We start from the raw sequence: 17534 nt of genomic DNA on the forward strand, positions 1-17534 counted from the left end.
CGGGTAAGTGTGGACACCCGTGGATACATTCAAAATATTAGGAGGGGAATGTATGTACAGCAAAATAGGCGATATCAAAAAGACCAGACGAATTTTTTCTCATCTAGTCTCAGTGATCATCGTTAACGGTCTGGGTTACGCTTTATTCAAACTTTTTTAAGTACTGTGGCGGCACAAGGTCGGCAAGCCAAACACCGTGGTTGGCTTTATAAAACTTCACTTGATTAGCCAATGCCTTTGCTGTGTCTACTTCAAGGATCACTAATTCTCCACGTCTTTTGCCTGCTAAAATTGCAAACTCAAGAGATTCAGACAAATGCGCATACTTTCTGCCCATTGGCTTAATTCCTTCGGTGAAAATGTTTTGGATTACCTTTGTGTTTGTACCGTGATAGAGAATCGTTGGTGGAGTAGCTTCCTCATAATTTAATCTGCCTGCACTGTGTCCATAATTAGCTCTTATGTACCCATTTACCATCTCATATCTTTGTTTTGGACAATGGCTTACTACTTGCTTGATATCCGACTCACTGACATCAGACCATCTATCCTCTGATTTTATTCCTCGAAGCAGGTCTTGAATGTCACAATAGCCCTCATGATCCAGTTCAAGACCAAACTGTTCTGGTGTATGCCTAAGAATCTTACTCATAAATTTACTAAGGCTCACTTCTTGTTTTGGTGTTAACATAATATACTCCTTCTAATAAAATATTTGTCTCTTTATATTGAGTTGGAATTTTAGATATAGCTTCTCATTTTTTAAACAGTCCACCATGATTGAAAGTATTGAGCATTTCACCGAATTGAGGGATCATGCGTTAAAAGTTATTGCGTTTAACTAACCGTGTAATTGAATTAAACGTCAACAGGCAAAGATAGTAATTGAACTTCTTAAACTACTTTATGATTCAAATGTCATCTCGTCGGGAAATATACCATCTTCTTTAATGAAGCAACGTGCCATCCGCTGTGCAGCCCTATCAAAATAAAATTTATTTGAATGACTTGGATCTGATAAAGGTTCAATTTCAGAGAACAACTTAGTCTCCGTGTTCAATTGAATTTTCCCCATAATGTGTTCATTTGGGCCATATCTATAAATAACTACTGTCTCATCTTCATGTTCTTTAAAAAGTAAAACAAATGCCCCCATTATAAAATCTCCTCTAGTCTGTTTTAAAATATACTCTCAAATCGGGATTCAAACAATTCATGGTTAAGCAAATCCATATCTCTTTTTGTGTTTGTAATCCTTTTTGTAATCTATCCCATGCTTGAGCTATTTCGTAATCAGAATGAAATCTGCCATAACCGCTTGACCTCATGTGTTCGTTTCTGAGAACGTGTTCTTTGATTCTTTGAACTCTACTTTCTTTCATCACAGAATTTTCAGCTATTGCTCTGACATCACTATCAGAAGCACTGATTTGATCTTATGTCTCATCTGCTTTAGTTTCTCTACGATAATATTCATCAATTGAAAGATCGTTTCTTCCACCTGGTTGTACTTCTGTTTTAGGTTCAGTTTCTATTGAATTACCCACTTTTGAATTTGTATTATTCTTTGGAATCTCATACTTAATGGATGATTTCAATCCAAGCTTGGGTTTGATCACTGAGCTAACTCCTCCAAACAATCCTACTGTACCGATCATATTAGCCCAGTGTTCCTTTGATCAGGCATTGTTTGGGTTAAATGCCTCTTGAATCATACTCCTTACTCCAAATGTACCGAAATTAAGCATGTCATTCCATGAATCATGTTGTTTAGCCGCCCGTTCCATGTACCCTTGATACATTCCTTATGGGATACCAAATGACAAAGTGTTGGAAAAAGACTTGGCTAAATTGAGCATAATAAAAAGGGCAACCGAAGTCGCCCTAGATATTCCAATTATACAACTTAACTTTTCAAATACTTTAGTACACAAATCTATTTACTGTCTTCTTCCTTGATGTAAGTAGCGTCATATTGAATGATTGCTTTAGTTTCATCAGTAGTCTTTGAAACGTCGTAGACTACTTCATCTTGACTGAACTTATCTTCATCATGGAGAGATTGCGGTTTTTTTATAAATAATCCATCTTTAGTATAAATTTTATCAGGATGATTAAGTTCTTCTAATACACTGTCAGGGACTATTGCTTTTGTAACGCCCTTCATTTCTTCAAAAGTATCGTCACTAGCAAAAACATTATTACCAATAACTACAGCAAGCGTAACAGTAAGGATCAAAAATTTTAATATAGCCTTCACTTCTTCCCTAACCTTTCATTAATTAATTTGTATAACCATTCCTAGAAAATTTAATCGGGTAACCAGACCCATCATTTTCGGAATGATTTCTAATTAGCAAATAAACTGGATTGAAAGCGAGAGATGCATCGTTGTCTGTTACACCTAAGTTAGTGTGCGAAAAGTTATCGTGGTGACTATTGGTAATAGTGTGAAAAAATTAACTCGATTTTCCTAACTGTGAAAATGCCATCTTATAAGCCACAAACGTAATAATTGCGTAGATAAAACCATATAAAATCCAAGCATCTATATTAACTGCAGTGGTTTCTAAATTGGTGGCAATAAATATAAGAGGCAGTAACAAGGCTAGAATTAATCCTAAGTAGATGTTTCCTTTGAAATAGGCGAAACATACTCCGATCAAGATTGCAAGAATGGGGCAAAGTAAAAAAGTAGGGAGGAGAGGATTAAGTTTTGGAAATAACCAATAAATCATAATATCACTCCTTAAAGTTATTTAGTCAGAAAAAAACGAATCATTTCCTTGTTTGATTTAAATGCTAGAGGAATGACATGTAATTCTTTACCTGTCAATAAGTCATATTCTCTTATTTCTCTTATTCTATCAACAGGAGAATTTTTGACATAATCATATAGGACAAAAACAGATCCTGCAAGATACTGTACTCCAGATATTATTCCTTTCTCATTTTGTATTTTTTCGGATACAGAATTGCTTTGTTTTAATCTCAGCTTTTTAGGATTTTTGTTGAGGTCATTGAAAATAGTATAATTTAAGTCTTCAGAGAGAATATATAATTTATCGTTGTAAATTTGGCTGTCATAAAACAAAAATGAAGTATCTGACAATGATGTTTCATTTTCTAACTTACCATTTTTAGGGTCAATTATCTGCATTATAGGATGAAATTGTGTATCAGATGTATTGCCATCAAGAAATACAATAAGCTTGCCTTTAAATATTTGTAGTGATGCTCCATTCTGTCCTACCGGAAAGTATTCTTTTAAACCATGTAAACGATTTTCTATAGTGAATTGTTTGATCTTCTTTGATGTTTTTAAATCAATGACATAAATGCCTACAGAATTATCATTATTGTTCACATATAAAGTGTATGCCAAATTATTGTATTCAACGGTTGATAATAAATATCCATTCAAAAGAATATTTCTATATTTCAAATTTTTTTTATCGAAATAAACCAATTCATTCGTGTACTGTGTGGGAGAATAACTCGGATTAATACCCACGTTCATGGAGAAAAATAGATGATTGTCGCTTTCTTTTAAAAATGAAGTTCCGATATTCCTATCTTTTCCATACTTATTAGGTCCAAAAAATGGTTGAAGAATTCCATTTTGATTAAGTATGTAATGTCTATTTTTTCGTTCAGACATTAAATAATAGTCATTCTTTACTTTGGCAAAATAATAAAGTGACTGGGCATTAACTAAGTTTTTTTTGTCTAAAATCTCGCCTTTATTGCTGTATTTCACAATTTCTGCACCGTCATCCATTGCATTAGAATAAACAACAGTAAATGTCTCGGATTTTGTTATATTTTTCAATGAATGATGTGTTGTAGTAAACCAAAACGTTGAAATCGCTAATCCAAGTAAAAATAAAGTTGCAAAAATAATTCTTATTCTTTTTTTAAAGAGCATAATGTCCCCCCTTAGTGAAATCACTCACAGGAAAAAATATATATTCCTGTGAGTGATTAGGTTTGTTAGTTACTATAGTAAATTGAAGTATTACCGGATTTAGCTATTTCCATTGGGGTAACAATAGGATCAATTGTTATATAATCAACATCAATCCCCTGAGTTTTCCAAGCCTTCCATACCAACTGTGAACAATAAAATTTAGCTTCCGTCCATGGATTAACAAAATTCCAGTTATAGGGTTTTCCAATTTGATTAGCTGCATATTGTGCAGCTGCCCTATATTGGGAACCCGAAGCCCCTTTAACGCTCATTCCATAAACATTTGAGCGACCTCTCCAATCATTTGTGTGATATTGAACTCCATCAGCTGGGAATGATTCTACTGTTTTACCACTTAGTAAGGAAACAATAGCAGCATGTCCTGGATATCCGAAATCAATACCCCACGAACTTGCGTTATAGGCAACTAAAATATCACCGACTGTTCCTAAACTTGATGCTGCTAACCTAGGATTCTCCGAGCTATCAGTGAGCGATTGGCTAGTTTTTTGGTCATTCAATGCCTTCTCTTCCAATTCCCCGCTTTTTATGATACGAAGATCATTTTCATTATGTTTACGGAGTAACTCAATATCATTATCACTCATTCCAGCATCTTTCATTTTTTGATAATAATTGTCATTAACACTGAAGGAAGGTGATGTTTCATCGGCGGCATAAATGTTTGCACTGGGAAGAAGAAGGATACTTAGAGCAAGACTAGCGGAAAAAGCTAAACTAAGAACTTTTTTCATGATTATACCTCCAAATGGGATTTAATTGATATAAGAGAATACTTGTTCAAAGTTTGTCTACATATTTATCCATACTTCATTTTTTTGTCCCTCCATATGACAGAGTCTCGTATGTCTATTTTTTGGAGGATGATGTATGTTAAATTTAGTTAGTTAGCTCCATAAGTCAAATAGAAATACGAGCTTACGCAATCACCTTCTAAGTAAGAAGTAGAAATTGCGAATATATTGTTTATGTCCGGCAGAGTAACCGTCCAATAACAATCAATTATTTAAGGCTAAATACAGAGCTTTATGTTAAAAAAGTATGTAATGGTAAATATAGATTTGGGCGATCTATACATGTGCTATAATCTCTAATTTTGATTAAAAATGTATATTCTAAGCTTTTGGATAAGAATAACTATCCAATATATTCAAATTATATACATAGATTCAATAAAAGTCAATTTGATCTATTTTTTTCAAGCTACTTGTAATCATAGTTTGAAAGTAATATTTTGATGTTCACAGTAAAGTGGATAGGAAGTTGACGCTGTTTCAACCATATGAGGGTTTCACCAACTTTGGAGACACTGTAGAGATAGCCTGTAACTACACCCGTATCGAAGTTCAATCGTAAAAATTGCTCATATGTGCATAAATACTATATTCCATATGGCTTTTTGAGCCATTATGGTTCAAAATGATGCCTGAATATATTTACATCGTTGCCGTATCGAGAAAATAGCTAAAACATAGATGGGATAAGGACTTTGGGTAAATATGATCAACATCGTAATGTGTATCGTGAATATCGGAGAAAAATGTTCAAAAAAGCTTGATGAATCAAGGGGTTTTTAAGTTTTTTTGAAATTAAATTGTATAACACTAAAATTCGAAAAATCATTTATATTTATATGTTTTTAAAAACAGCAAACCTCTATCGTGAATCGTAACAAGAAACGCGGAGTGGAAGTGTCATTGGTGTTATTTTCATGTTCTTTCACTTTAATAGGCTAACTCAATTCATATATGTATGCCATCTCTAGGACAAAATGTCCCAAAGACTTTTAAGAAAGTAAACTTTTATTTTGTATCATCATACTTTAAAATTCTACTTGTTAGTTCCTCAACTGTCGTATTCAGTATCGAGGCTACCTGTATTAATTTCTCAATACTAATTCTTATTTCCGCTCCCTCATATCGATGAACAGTTTTCTTGGTTACTCCTATCTTGTCAGCCAGTGATTGTAAGCTATCGTTTTGAAGTTTACGATATTTTCAATATTTCCACCTACGACTACATAAAAACCTTGAGCATTAAAATCATTAGCCATTTAATGTCCAACTTTCATATTTGAATAAAGAAAAGATTTCAGTATATCTTATCCTTAACTACATTGAACTTTTCCAAGCACTACTCATTTTTTCTTGTTGACTTTCATTCATATTCTGTGCTTTTCTTTAATTGCTAGCAACATAACAGCACATACATACAACAGGAGTATTAATATGGCAGTACTTACAAGTATATCATTATATTGCTCAAAAGCAGACCTTTCATTCAATCGAAAAGTTGTGTAAAGATTGAATAGTATATGAGTTAAGATAGCACTCCATACATTTCTAGTTAATAGCATTACCAATCCAAATAGTAAACCTGTAGTACCAGTCACTATAATTACATCGAAATTAAAGTATGAATTGGAATAACCCAGAGTATGTATCCACCCAAAAAGGAATGTAATGATCAAAAATGAAATCATTAAGAATAGATACTTCATCAATGAGCATGAATATAATTTACTTAATTGTTTCTGAAAAAAATACATAGCAGAGAATATTGCTGAGTATCTCCATACCTCTTCGGAGCCTGAACGTATCGCTGAAAATATAGAGTATTTTAAATCTTCTGTTGATGCAGATTTTAATTGTTGTGGATTTGAGTTTATAACAATTCCTGAAGTCATATCATCGCCAATCCAACGAACAAGGTAAGAAGCTACTATCGGAATAAGAACTAAAAAGATTGGATATGTCCACCAAGGAAGCTTATTTCCTCCCTTCAACTTAATAGTACATACAAAAGAATAAATAAACATGATGCTAGGGCCTGTACGCAAACCTATTTGAGCCATAAACGAATTGAAAGCAGCGTCAAAAAAGCCATGAACATGTTCGCTGTTTTTTCATAGCGAGTGGCCAAGCGTCGATAGTTTTTTACTTTGTTGAAAAAGCATTCAATTAAGTGTCGCTCTTTATACGTTTCAGAATCTAACGGGCGCTTTACCCGCCGATTGCGTTTGCTTGGGATAACCGGAGTGATCGCTCGGCTTTGCAAAAGCTCCAGAATGGCATTGGTATCGTAGGCGCGATCAGCCAACACTTCGCCCGGGCAGAAGTCCAGTTCATGAAGAAGGCGATAGCCGGTGACAGAATCGTGGTCTTGTCCTGGCGTCAATTCGAAACGCAGCGGATAGCCGAGCGCATCCACCATCGCATGAATTTTGGTAGTTAATCCTCCGCGCGAACGTCCGATTGCTTGCCGGTCCTGCCCCCTTTTGCGCCCGCTCCATGTTGATGGACGCGGACGATGGTGGCATCGACCATGACCTGCTCCCAATCCGGCTCGATGGCGACATGCTTCAGTATTTCACCCCAAATATTCGCTTTTTGTAGCCGCCAGAAAAAGCTGTAGGCTGAAGACCAAGGGCCATAGTAACTCGGTAAATCCCGCCATGGCGCGCCCGTTCGAGCAACCCAAAGCACGGCATTGAGCATCTGGCGCCGATCCTTGGGCGGACGTCCTCCCTGTTTTTTTCGGGCTGGGGGCAACAGGGGGTCAACTATATTCCATTCTTCATCCGTTAACTCGTATCTTCGTCTCATGTGCCTTATTTTACTAGATTTCTACGAGTTGTACAGTTTGCGTACAGGCCCTAGTAATGATAGTATAAATCAAAGACATATCTATGCCCATTCTACTATTTATAAAAATAATGAAAGGGATGGATAGCGCTATAAATAAGTTCCAATATACAAGTATTTTTGAGTCACTCTCAAAAGAATTGTAAAGTTTACTCCAGTAGTTTGTTTCCAATCCAAGTCCCCTCACAATGAAATGTATGATTTATCCAAAATAAACTTTTACCTTGCCTTCGTTGGTAGCTATGCTTAAAAGTCCATCGAGAAACTTGGCTAATTTGTCTTTCTCATACTCAGGCTCGGTTTGTTCAATGTTAGACCAATCAATTGTTTTGGACTTTAAAATAGCATGTCTAATTTGGTTTTCATCGAAATAAATTTCTTCACCTACACCACTAACCCCACCGTCTAATAATTGAACATCTAGAACTCTATATAAATACCTTGCGCCTTCGTTCCAAGATCCGTATCGAGTATACACAACTTCTTTGTTTTCCTTGTTATACCCACTAATATCGTGTCCCATTTTCATGTACTCCTTGTTATGAAGTATTTGTTTCATCGACTTGAATAAAACATAGTCCTACCACTTCTCCATATCGGTTAAATCTATACCCAACTCACTCAAAACTATATTTAACAAATACGATGCCCCTGTGGTTCCACCAGAATAATCGGGCGAAATGGAAATTGTTATCAAATCCCATGGATACAAAGTCTTTCAAACCTTTAATGTATCCTCTTATTGTTTCTTCCGAAATAAAGTCGGACTCTCCGATTGTGTCGCTATTGTTGAAAGCATCAATATCAAGGTCTAGAATAGCAGACCTATTACCTATGTACTCTGCAAAACTTTTCACCATCATATGAATTCAAAAATTCTTCAGTATTAGGGAATAGCTTTGAACTATACTTGCAATTTTCAGGGAGGCAATGTGCATACTCTTCTCGCACATCTGATAGAACATTAAGTTCTAGTTTGTCGCTTGATACAAAAATTACTTCTTCAATGGTTCCTCTTCCAATCGATGCCCAAATAAAATTGTCTATATGCATCAAATTAGACTCAGGAACTTGCCCCAATGATCTGTCATAGCTTCTACTTACCTTCATGATGTCTTCTTTGGATTTCGCCTCAAATAAACTTCTTACTACTAGTCCATCTGGCACATCATCAAAATGTGAATCAACATGAACAACCAATGAACCCTCTTGAATTCTATTCTCTATTTTAGATACTTCCCAAGCAGCAAATGACCAGTTATGATCTCGCATAATATACACTCGCTTGTCTTTTGACTGTAGCTTCCAGTCAATATCTTTGCTCCAAGGGTAATTCATCTTACAACCTCCTAATCAAAATCTAGTTTTCTTTATATCAGCTTATGAAAGTCATATTTAATTTCTTTAATATCATTTCCATCTCATCTATTAATCTACTTCCTCCACCAAATTCCCAGCCATTAGATTCAACAAACTCTATAAACTTATCAATAAATTCATCGTGATCAATGTTACCTTTAGTAGCAAAAACTGCTCCGCTAATTTTTATGCCTTTTTTCATGGAATCCTCTCCTTTAATTGATACTACCCAAATCAAAGATTCGTTTTACCTTTTCTTTTTTGACTTATAGGCATCCTTCATTTGATAAAAGTCGATTTTGCCAATAACATAGAAAACTATACTACCAAACAAAAGCGTTAAAAATAGCCACTTATGTATGAGTAAAGCAACGATACAAATCAGAGCAAACCCTTTGAGCGCCTGCTTATTCATGAATTCACCTTATCCTGTGTGAGATTAATTTAGTTATAGATTAAATCTCTTATCAAAATATAAGCTGCCCTTAATTCATTAGGGAAGTACTCAGATATTTTCCTTGTTTCTTTTACTTCAAAATATTTATACAATTCATGATTTGTGCTGACTACAATTTCTTCAGTTATTCTAAATAAATCTCTAAATTGGTCCGCCGTAATGTCAATTTTATATCCTTCGTACTCTAACCATACGTGAGTCTTTGATTCGTGACCTTCAATAATACAATTGCCAGTAACATAATCACAATCAATTTCAAATTCATCCAGCAACAACTTCCCTATGATCATGCTTGAATCTCCACAGGCGCCATGGGGAAATCCATGATGGAACTGGCAGTACATAGTGAATTTGTTTGGATCAATGCTCTCAATTGCTCTCCTTACTTTGGTTGCCACCATCTTTAGCCGCTCTTTAATATAAATCACTTCCTTATAAAATCATCGTTTTACTTACAACACATCATCAATATATAAGCAGAAAAGCATACAAATTTTATGTAACTTTCTAAAACCTGTGATACTTTAATTGGTATATTGAAGGTAGTCACAAAACTTCTCTATCTTATTTACACGGCTCTAATATGTTATTTTCAGAGAGTTATTACTACTGTCTAATTCAATTCCTGCACCTAATCCCCTAGCAAAAACCTGAGCAGGAACATATGTAACTCCCTTTATTACTTTAGGTGCTGCGCTCACTGTTTCAGATGATCCATTGTAAAATACTATTTTGCTTCCAACGGTAAGTGTCATTTTACTATTTCCTTTAGTTACACCAATTGTGCCACTATTATTATCATAGTTCAGGGTAGCACCCAAGCCTTCAGCAATCTCGCGAAGTGGAACCAAATTGGTATTCTGATAAATCAATGGCTCACTACTAAAGCTCAATTTATTTCCGTTCACGTAAACTCTTATTCCAGATTCTTTATAAGCTGGCTTTGCTGCTTTAGGCTTTGCAACGCTCTTTTTAGGAGTTGATTTACTTGAACTTGAAGATGAGGAACTACGTGAAGAAGATCCTCCACCATTATGATAGTGATATTCCCCGTCTTGGAGTCCTCACTTAGCACAGTTAGTACGGCAATAATGTCCACCATTTGAATCAGTTCTACCCGGATGAGCATATGCACTAGCACTGGAAAGAATTAATACTAAGGCGAATGAACTAGCTAATACTTTATTTTTCGCTTTTCTACAACTATTTTTTGGTATTATATACCTATTATATTAGCACATTGTTCCAATAATAAGGAAGAATTTTGTTTCATATTTAAATAAATCCAATAAATGCTAAAGAGCTATACCTGTTTACTTCTCCTTTTTTACTTGGGGCTAAATTTAACCCTCCCTGACTCCTATATACACATTCTCTCTTGTTTTAACATATGCCTACCTGTTGGCTTGAGCCAGCACTTTCAGACTGATTAATTGACCATCCCAAGTCTGTAGAAAAAGTTTACCCTTTATGAGTCGTCTACATATATACATTGTTTATCGCTCCTTTATCAACTCAATAGGTAACAGTTAGATAGATAATGCCACTTCCAACGAGGTTGAATACTTTCCACGTTCAACGTAACCGTCATATATACGTTCTGGATCATCTGTTTTAAGCCTATTTACTTTCCAAGTTGGCATTTCCTCTTGAAACAATTTCTCCAGCGCTGCTTTTTTGTTGCGGTAATAGTCGTATACAAAGTCAGCTTTAAAAGTGTATCCATGTGCATCAATATCCTCTTTACGCATAACAGTAAGCAACGACAATTCAGTCATTGTGGGCAACTTACGTTGAAGAAATTCATTCATGCGCTCAACCGTTTTAAGCATAAATTTCATTTTGGTAACTAGGATCTCTGCTTTAGGTGAAACTTCGAGAAACCAGCAAAGCTTTTCAATTGTCAGATCAGAGTGATATGGAGTTTGAGTAGTGGTCAAATTGACTATCCCTTTGTTGTTCAATGTGATTGTCATTATGTATCTTCTCCTTTTGGAAAATAGTTGTGTCACGTGACACCCTAGAAACCTGAAACAATTCCTCTCGATTCATCCTCAGCACGTTCAATAGCTTGTATAAACGGCAACAAAGGTTCCTCACGTTTGTACTGTATAGCCTTCTCAGCAGTACCATTAGCGTTAGCCCATTCCCAATACGTGATGATATCAATGGACTGTAAGAAATACATGGACAGAGCTCCAACGGGATTTCCAGCGTACAATTGCATAAAGTGTTCATCTGTAAGTTGATCGTGTTGCAAATATTCATCCTTCATTTGATGAAGCAGAAGAAATCTACTTTCACGATTAACATTGACGATACGACTTACATATTCATTGCGGCGTTCAACTGTGTTCAATATGATTTGCATGTCATTGCGAATGCCAGTTGCTTCAGGAGTAATATTGAGCATGTTGATTAGCTCATTAATCGACAAGTTAGGATTGTACGGTGCTGGCTCGATAATACGAGTCCAATTATCGTCAGTGCCATGCTCAAATACTTGGATAGCAACTGCTGCTGTTTTATTAAACTAACTTATCCCGTTAATTCAATGACTTCACACTCTTTATGATGCGGTTCACCGTGAGTTATCCTACAATTATCGGATAGATTAGCTAATTTTACATTTTACTAATAGACATACGAAACATTTCAAATCCATTAGGCAGACTTTCTGACACTCCTACACCCTCGAACTTATTGACATTGTATATTTGAGCAGGAGTGGGTCTGTGTGGGCTTATGAACGACTTTGATAGGGTTGTGATAGACCTTAATGTAGGATTGAAACTTGCCTGTGAAGGCTGTTTAGTCGATATCACATATACCGTAGGCACTTCCATAGACCGACTATAAGCAGAATATGAAGCGATAACGGATATAGTATGTCGTTCCAACATATGGTAGTATAAAAGACAGTACACAAAGCATGGATTTCATGTAATTTCTAATAAAAAAGTTCATCATTGAAGGAGCAACTAAATGGAACCTAATTTTAAACTTAAGAATCTAAATGGTGAGGAAGTAACCATTTTTGAATTGCAAGAAGCAATGAGAAAAGGGGAGGTTACTTCTAGGGAACTTGTTATGTACTACATGTATCGTATTGCAACACACGACCAGAGTGGTCAAAATATAAATTCTATAATGGAAATCAACCCAGATGCGATTTTCATTGCAGAAGCCCTAGACAAAGAAAGAAAAACAAGAGGAATTAGAGGGTATTTACATGGTATACCTGTTTTGTTGAAAGAAAATATTGAAACAAAGGACAAAATGCGGACGAGTGCGGGAGCGTTGGCACTGGAAAACAACATTAGCGAAACGGATGCCTTTCTTGTAAAAAAACTTAGAGAAGCTGGAGCCATTATCCTTGGAAAAACAAACATGACTGAATTGGCAAACGGCGTATCCTCAAAAATGTGGGCAGGTTACAGTTCTAAAGGCGGACAAGTATTAAATCCATACGGTGACTTTTTCGTGGGTGGGTCAAGTACTGGTTCTGCTGTAGCTGTGGCGTCAAATTTTACAAGTGTTGCAGTTGGAACGGAAACTTCAGCATCAATTTTAAGTCCAGCTATTCAAAACTCGATTGTTGGTATAAAGCCTACAGTTGGGCTTATAAGTCGTACAGGTATAATACCTTATTCCTATTCTCAAGATACCGCTGGAGCAATGGCAAGGACAGTATCAGATGCGTCAATCTTACTTAGTGTACTTGTAGGTAAAGACGATAATGACCCTGCTACATGGAAAAATGATGATACGATTGACTATTCAACTTACTTAGACAAGAATGGCTTAGAAGGGGCGAAAATTGGGGTTTATAGAGATGTACCATTAGAGCAATTTCGTGACCCTGACGAATATGATAAAATATTATTTAATAATACTGTAGAGGAACTAACAAAAGCGGGAGCAATCGTCATTGAAGACATTGAAATGCCAGCCTTCGATAGGAAATGGAATTGGAACAAGTTGAATAACGAATTTAAGCATGGTCTTGATAACTATCTCCGAAACCTTCCACAAAGTATGCCTGTACATACCTTTAGTGAATTGGTTGAGTGGAACGAAAAAAACTCCGAGAAGGCTTTGAAATATGGACAAGATTTACTGGAGAACCGTCAACATTTAGTGAATCCATTGAAGAATCCGAACTATATATTAGAGTCTTTAACTGATTTATATTATTCCCAGAATGAAGGCATAGATTATGCCATAGAGAAATACGGATTGGATGCAATTATGTTTCCATCATATGTGGGAGCAGAAATTTGTGCAAGGGCAGGGTATCCATCAGTAGCTGTTCCCGCTGGCTTCAAAGACAACGGCAGACCATTTGGAGTTACGTTTGCAGGAAAGGCATTTAGTGAACCTATGCTAATTCGTATAGCATTTGCATATGAACAACGAACAAAACATAGAAAAAAACCGTCACTCAGTTATAAGTAAAAGAGAAGTTCCATGCAAAGAAACCACTCCATTGTAAGGAGTGGCTTTGTCTTTATATAGAGGTATATTTTGTGGTCAAATTGTACTTTGTGTTTAAATACACTACGGTACGGTGAACCGTATCATATATTCAAATATCATGGCTACGCCATACTGCCCGTTAGCTTAATACCAGCAGCCAGTCTACAACTTTGTTTTCTTGGTCTAAAACTTTATTTTCACCGGACATCAAGTTGTAACGACATCGTTACATTGGACAATTCTGACCAGCGACGAATAAAAGAAGACAGCGCAATTTTGCGCTCTCATTCGTGAATGAGTTTTCCGCGTTTTCGCGGAGGAGGAATCGTGTCACTTAGTGACATCTACACAGTAACGACATTACAAAATGATATTTCCTTGGGGGGACACTTGATGACACACATTTTGTTTGATATTCACACACACAGAAATGTAGGAAATCCCACCATTTAAACGTACTAAGCTTAACTTAGTAGTCTAATACTGATATTGTTTAAGTATTAGTAATGGCAACAATGCCCTAAGTTAAGTTTAGGACATCAATAAGGTTCCCAAAAATTTTCGTAGAAGCTTCCAAATATCAAGGTATCTATCAATCTACACAAAAAAAGTGCATATTGATATTGGATAAAAAATCCAGTCACCGTCAATATGGGGGCAACTGGATGGTAAAATTGGTGTTTTATCTAGTGTACTGAAAATAATATAGAATAATTCACCTTTATTTGAAGAAGAAAGAATCCAGCAAAATAAAGATTTGATGATAATGTATGTACACTATATGAATAGTAGGCTCAGGTAAATAGAGAAATATAGAGCCTACTATTCATAAAATTAATTAACTAAACTTATCGATTTACCCATCCTGCATAAGTGACTGTCCAAGTGAAACCTGTTTGTCCATCGACTTAACGCAAAGGTATGGTGCCCGTCCATCCATCCTGATTGTAACCATAATACATAGGTAAACTAGCAAGATCAGGGAAAGATGATTTTGGTAAAACCTCTTGATGGGTGACATATTTTGTTTCAAAAGGTGTTATTGATGAAATTTTACTTGAGTTAGTATTGGAGGGTTGTGTGGTAGCACTAGCCGCAAAAGATGTTGATCCAAGTGTGAAACAAGCAACGACAGTCAACAGACCAACTAATAGTTTCTTTTTCATCTCTATCATCCTTTCATATTTGGGATACACATTTATAATAGTGAAAAATTACCAAAAGTAAACAAAATATTGAAACAATTGTTAATAAGAGTGGATATAATGTGAACAGCTCTTTGAATTTAAAATATATCATGTGTACAATTGATACTTTATATGAAATTGGAATGAATAAACATATGTTGTCCTTTGTACGCTTTCCTTTGAGCTTATCTCATTTACTATGCTCTCTTGATAGTACTCGTAGTCTTTTAAGTTCATTTCACAATTCACAGTTGTAGTTTTTTTCTCCAGAATAAACTTTCCAAAGCCATTGTTACGAAGAATGCTATATCGTACGATCATTTTGTCCATTTACACAAATATCTTCTTTTTAATATATTTTTTATGGCTCAACTCAAACAACCATCTGAGCAAACCTCACAGGAGTATGATGCACAGTCAAATGCTTCTCCCCCTCCAAAAGGTCACAAATACGGTCACAAAATTCAGTCATTTATAAGAATTTAATAGATTAAATCAGTACAGATCAGTAAATTGAAAATTGCTATGGAAGCTTGTCCCGTTTGACTTTAAGTCTTAAACAGCGAAAAAGTTTACTATTCCAAATTCGGTACATCTTAGACGCACCACACATGATGTAACCACGGGAGTTAGAGATCGTCAACAGCGTTGTTTTAGGCAGTTTGACCTCGACTCCGATAAATGTATGCTCACCCACTTGAATGGGTTCCATGTGTATCATGGTTATTACATGCACCTCCTCTTTGTTCATCCGGGATATTTTATGCGGCATTTGCGGGTAAGTGTGGACGCCCGTGGATACATTCAAAATATTAAGAAGCTAATTTATGTACAGCAAAACAGGCGAAATCAAAAAGACTAGACGAATCATTCCATCTAGCCTTTTCCTTAGTTTGTTTCTATCGTATTTTTTAAGAAGGTACGACCGAACCACCATTTGAACGATTGATATGCTCCTGGTTAATAAAATCAATGGATTAGATTTCAAATATCTTTCCTACTTAAATTACCAAAAAAAGACCGCCTAAGCGATCTTGGCCAAATTAATCTTTTATCTGGCTCTTAGGGTTCTTTCATAATCTTCAAATCTAACTTTTCGAATCATGCTTCTATTTTCTGTTCGAACAATAATTCCTTCGGATTTACCGATTACATCAATACCTACCTTAGTAAATTCATACCTCTTCAAATACGCGTATACATCATCAATTGACTCAGGAAAAAGATCTGAACTTAAATAGTCTACGATAGGGCAAGCATCCAATTTAAAGCCATCAACCAATCTACGCTTCTCTGTCCCATTGTAAAATGGCTGTCCTCCATTGTCTCTCCAAGATGCTATAGCAGATACATCCCTATCCATCAATCCATTAAACTGCTCCCATGTGAGGGAAAAAACATCGAATACTTGATAACCTTGTGTTTTATTCTGCGTATAGTTTTTAGATTTAGGAGTTTTTCCTCCATAAGATTCTTGATAGATAACAGTTAACGCAAGATCGTTTCGATTCTTAAAAATAGATCCTTTCAGCTTTTCTGCTAATGGCTTTAAAAATTCTGCAATATTACCGTAAGGGTTTGCTATTCTATCGCCTTTAGAAGTTAAAAGCTCCTCTCTGGAACCTATAAAATAATCTGCTTCTTCACCATCGTTGATGAATATCATTCTTGAGTTCTCACCATCTACTTTCTCATAACAATATAGCATCTCATCAGAAGGAAAGAATTTAGCTTGAGTAAGAGTATCTTTTAGCCGCCCTCTTTCGCCTATTTCATGATATGTAAGAATGCTAGGGTACTTCGTAATCGAATTAATTTTTTGTATATCCATGTTTGTCTCCTTTTATCCAACTAAAAAATCATTGTTATATGTGCGGTTAATTAAAGCTTCAAACGGTCAAATATCTTAACAAAAATCCTTGAGATATTCTTTGCATCATCAATTCCTCTATGATGAGTACCCTCCAATGGCAGATTAAGCATCTTTAAAGCTCTCTCCATACCAACTCCACGATCATTTCCAATCAGTTTTCCATGCTGATGTTTAATACTTATATGATTTCTAATCCATTCAGTTCTGATTTTATGTAACTCACAGTCCTTCTTCAGTTGGCTCTTATCATAAAATCCCCAAGAACAAAGATAATAGGGTTCTTTACCAATCCATTCTTGAAACTTATAGATAGCTTGTGGAAAATATGTTGCCATATCAATATCTTGCTGCGAAATTGAAGTTAGACTCTTACAGAAGTCAGATAATTGTGAGTTCAATTTAGGTTTAATAAAAGTTTGAAATTCGCCTATGATCTCTAAATTTACATTTACTTTGACAGCACCAATTTCAATAATTTCATTCTGCCTTGTTCGATCATTCTCCCAGCAGGTAGCTTCTAAATCAAAGATTATGTAGTTCATTA

20 protein-coding genes and 4 pseudogenes are annotated in these 17534 nt (G+C 35.6%); 1 reads left to right on the top strand and 23 read right to left on the bottom strand.

The window, feature by feature from the left end:
- Positions 1-142: 142 nt before the first annotated feature.
- From ACXHJ2_RS15045 to ACXHJ2_RS15135, 19 genes and pseudogenes are all read right to left on the bottom strand, one after another.
- Positions 143-691 carry an RNA 2'-phosphotransferase gene (locus ACXHJ2_RS15045; protein WP_165084567.1) on the bottom strand — a complete coding sequence of 183 codons (549 nt, stop codon included), beginning with the start codon at positions 689-691 and terminating at the stop codon, positions 143-145.
- A 213-nt stretch (positions 692-904) separates the two neighbouring features.
- Positions 905-1156, bottom strand: a complete 252-nt coding sequence (locus tag ACXHJ2_RS15050; protein WP_165084565.1) for a hypothetical protein — start codon at positions 1154-1156, stop codon at positions 905-907.
- Between the two features lie 418 nt (positions 1157-1574).
- A pseudogene (locus tag ACXHJ2_RS15055) lies at positions 1575-1823 on the bottom strand (WXG100 family type VII secretion target); the annotation flags it as partial.
- Positions 1824-1936: 113 nt separating this feature from the next.
- Entirely contained in the window at positions 1937-2260 is a 324-nt protein-coding gene (locus ACXHJ2_RS15060) for a hypothetical protein (RefSeq protein ID WP_165084563.1), read from the bottom strand.
- 199 nt (positions 2261-2459) lie between these two features.
- Positions 2460-2738, bottom strand: a complete 279-nt coding sequence (locus tag ACXHJ2_RS15065; RefSeq protein WP_137078189.1) for a hypothetical protein — start codon at positions 2736-2738, stop codon at positions 2460-2462.
- A 17-nt stretch (positions 2739-2755) separates the two neighbouring features.
- Positions 2756-3928, bottom strand: a complete 1173-nt coding sequence (locus ACXHJ2_RS15070; protein ID WP_238791158.1) for a YncE family protein — start codon at positions 3926-3928, stop codon at positions 2756-2758.
- Between the two features lie 65 nt (positions 3929-3993).
- Positions 3994-4725, bottom strand: a complete 732-nt coding sequence (locus ACXHJ2_RS15075) for a YiiX/YebB-like N1pC/P60 family cysteine hydrolase (protein ID WP_165084561.1) — start codon at positions 4723-4725, stop codon at positions 3994-3996.
- Positions 4726-5793: 1068 nt separating this feature from the next.
- Positions 5794-5976: pseudogene (locus tag ACXHJ2_RS15080) on the bottom strand (helix-turn-helix domain-containing protein); the annotation flags it as partial.
- A 176-nt stretch (positions 5977-6152) separates the two neighbouring features.
- Positions 6153-6845 (bottom strand): CPBP family intramembrane glutamic endopeptidase, encoded by a 693-nt coding sequence (locus ACXHJ2_RS15085; RefSeq protein WP_457874173.1) that lies wholly within the window; start codon positions 6843-6845, stop codon positions 6153-6155.
- Positions 6833-7596 (bottom strand): IS5 family transposase gene (locus tag ACXHJ2_RS15090; RefSeq protein ID WP_102163329.1). Its coding sequence is split into 2 segments (ribosomal slippage): positions 6833-7260 and positions 7260-7596, totalling 765 coding nucleotides; the frame shifts between segments, so codons are not numbered across the junction. Before ACXHJ2_RS15090 ends, ACXHJ2_RS15085 begins: the two co-directional genes overlap by 13 nt.
- A 241-nt stretch (positions 7597-7837) precedes the next feature.
- Complete coding sequence (locus tag ACXHJ2_RS15095; protein ID WP_238791889.1) at positions 7838-8194, bottom strand: hypothetical protein; 357 nt, start codon at positions 8192-8194, stop codon at positions 7838-7840.
- A 269-nt stretch (positions 8195-8463) separates the two neighbouring features.
- Entirely contained in the window at positions 8464-8973 is a 510-nt protein-coding gene (locus tag ACXHJ2_RS15100; RefSeq protein ID WP_238791166.1) for a peptide arginase family protein, read from the bottom strand.
- A gap of 37 nt (positions 8974-9010) precedes the next feature.
- Positions 9011-9196: a hypothetical protein gene (locus ACXHJ2_RS15105; protein WP_165084668.1), complete on the bottom strand. Its 186-nt coding sequence runs from the start codon at positions 9194-9196 to the stop codon at positions 9011-9013.
- Between the two features lie 45 nt (positions 9197-9241).
- A complete protein-coding gene (locus ACXHJ2_RS15110) occupies positions 9242-9409 on the bottom strand; it encodes a hypothetical protein (RefSeq protein ID WP_165084670.1) in 168 nt (55 codons plus the stop codon).
- A 29-nt stretch (positions 9410-9438) separates the two neighbouring features.
- Positions 9439-9852, bottom strand: coding sequence for a hypothetical protein (locus tag ACXHJ2_RS15115; RefSeq protein ID WP_238791167.1), 414 nt, complete (start codon positions 9850-9852; stop codon positions 9439-9441).
- 177 nt (positions 9853-10029) lie between these two features.
- Positions 10030-10359: a copper amine oxidase N-terminal domain-containing protein gene (locus ACXHJ2_RS15120; RefSeq protein ID WP_025677097.1), complete on the bottom strand. Its 330-nt coding sequence runs from the start codon at positions 10357-10359 to the stop codon at positions 10030-10032.
- A 159-nt stretch (positions 10360-10518) separates the two neighbouring features.
- Positions 10519-10602 (bottom strand): annotated as a pseudogene (locus ACXHJ2_RS15125) (YHYH domain-containing protein); the annotation flags it as partial.
- A gap of 378 nt (positions 10603-10980) precedes the next feature.
- Complete coding sequence (locus ACXHJ2_RS15130; protein ID WP_025677099.1) at positions 10981-11427, bottom strand: hypothetical protein; 447 nt, start codon at positions 11425-11427, stop codon at positions 10981-10983.
- Between the two features lie 44 nt (positions 11428-11471).
- Positions 11472-11864 carry a hypothetical protein gene (locus ACXHJ2_RS15135; protein WP_025677100.1) on the bottom strand — a complete coding sequence of 131 codons (393 nt, stop codon included), beginning with the start codon at positions 11862-11864 and terminating at the stop codon, positions 11472-11474.
- Between the two features lie 572 nt (positions 11865-12436).
- On the opposite strand from ACXHJ2_RS15135, the gene ACXHJ2_RS15140 reads away from it, so the two are divergent.
- Entirely contained in the window at positions 12437-13909 is a 1473-nt protein-coding gene (locus tag ACXHJ2_RS15140; protein WP_165084672.1) for an amidase family protein, read from the top strand.
- Between the two features lie 929 nt (positions 13910-14838).
- On the opposite strand, the gene ACXHJ2_RS15145 is transcribed toward ACXHJ2_RS15140, so the two are convergent.
- The 4 genes and pseudogenes from ACXHJ2_RS15145 to ACXHJ2_RS15160 all read right to left on the bottom strand — a co-directional run bounded on the left by ACXHJ2_RS15145 (position 14839) and on the right by ACXHJ2_RS15160 (position 17532).
- Entirely contained in the window at positions 14839-15096 is a 258-nt protein-coding gene (locus tag ACXHJ2_RS15145) for a hypothetical protein (protein ID WP_080683422.1), read from the bottom strand.
- Between the two features lie 622 nt (positions 15097-15718).
- Positions 15719-15838, bottom strand: a pseudogene (locus tag ACXHJ2_RS15150) (DUF1805 domain-containing protein); the annotation flags it as partial.
- Between the two features lie 330 nt (positions 15839-16168).
- Entirely contained in the window at positions 16169-16948 is a 780-nt protein-coding gene (locus ACXHJ2_RS15155; RefSeq protein ID WP_165084686.1) for an RNA ligase family protein, read from the bottom strand.
- Positions 16949-16998: 50 nt separating this feature from the next.
- Complete coding sequence (locus ACXHJ2_RS15160; RefSeq protein WP_025679900.1) at positions 16999-17532, bottom strand: 3'-5' exonuclease; 534 nt, start codon at positions 17530-17532, stop codon at positions 16999-17001.
- Positions 17533-17534: the final 2 nt, after the last annotated feature.

The organism is Paenibacillus sp. ALE3, assembly GCF_054113405.1.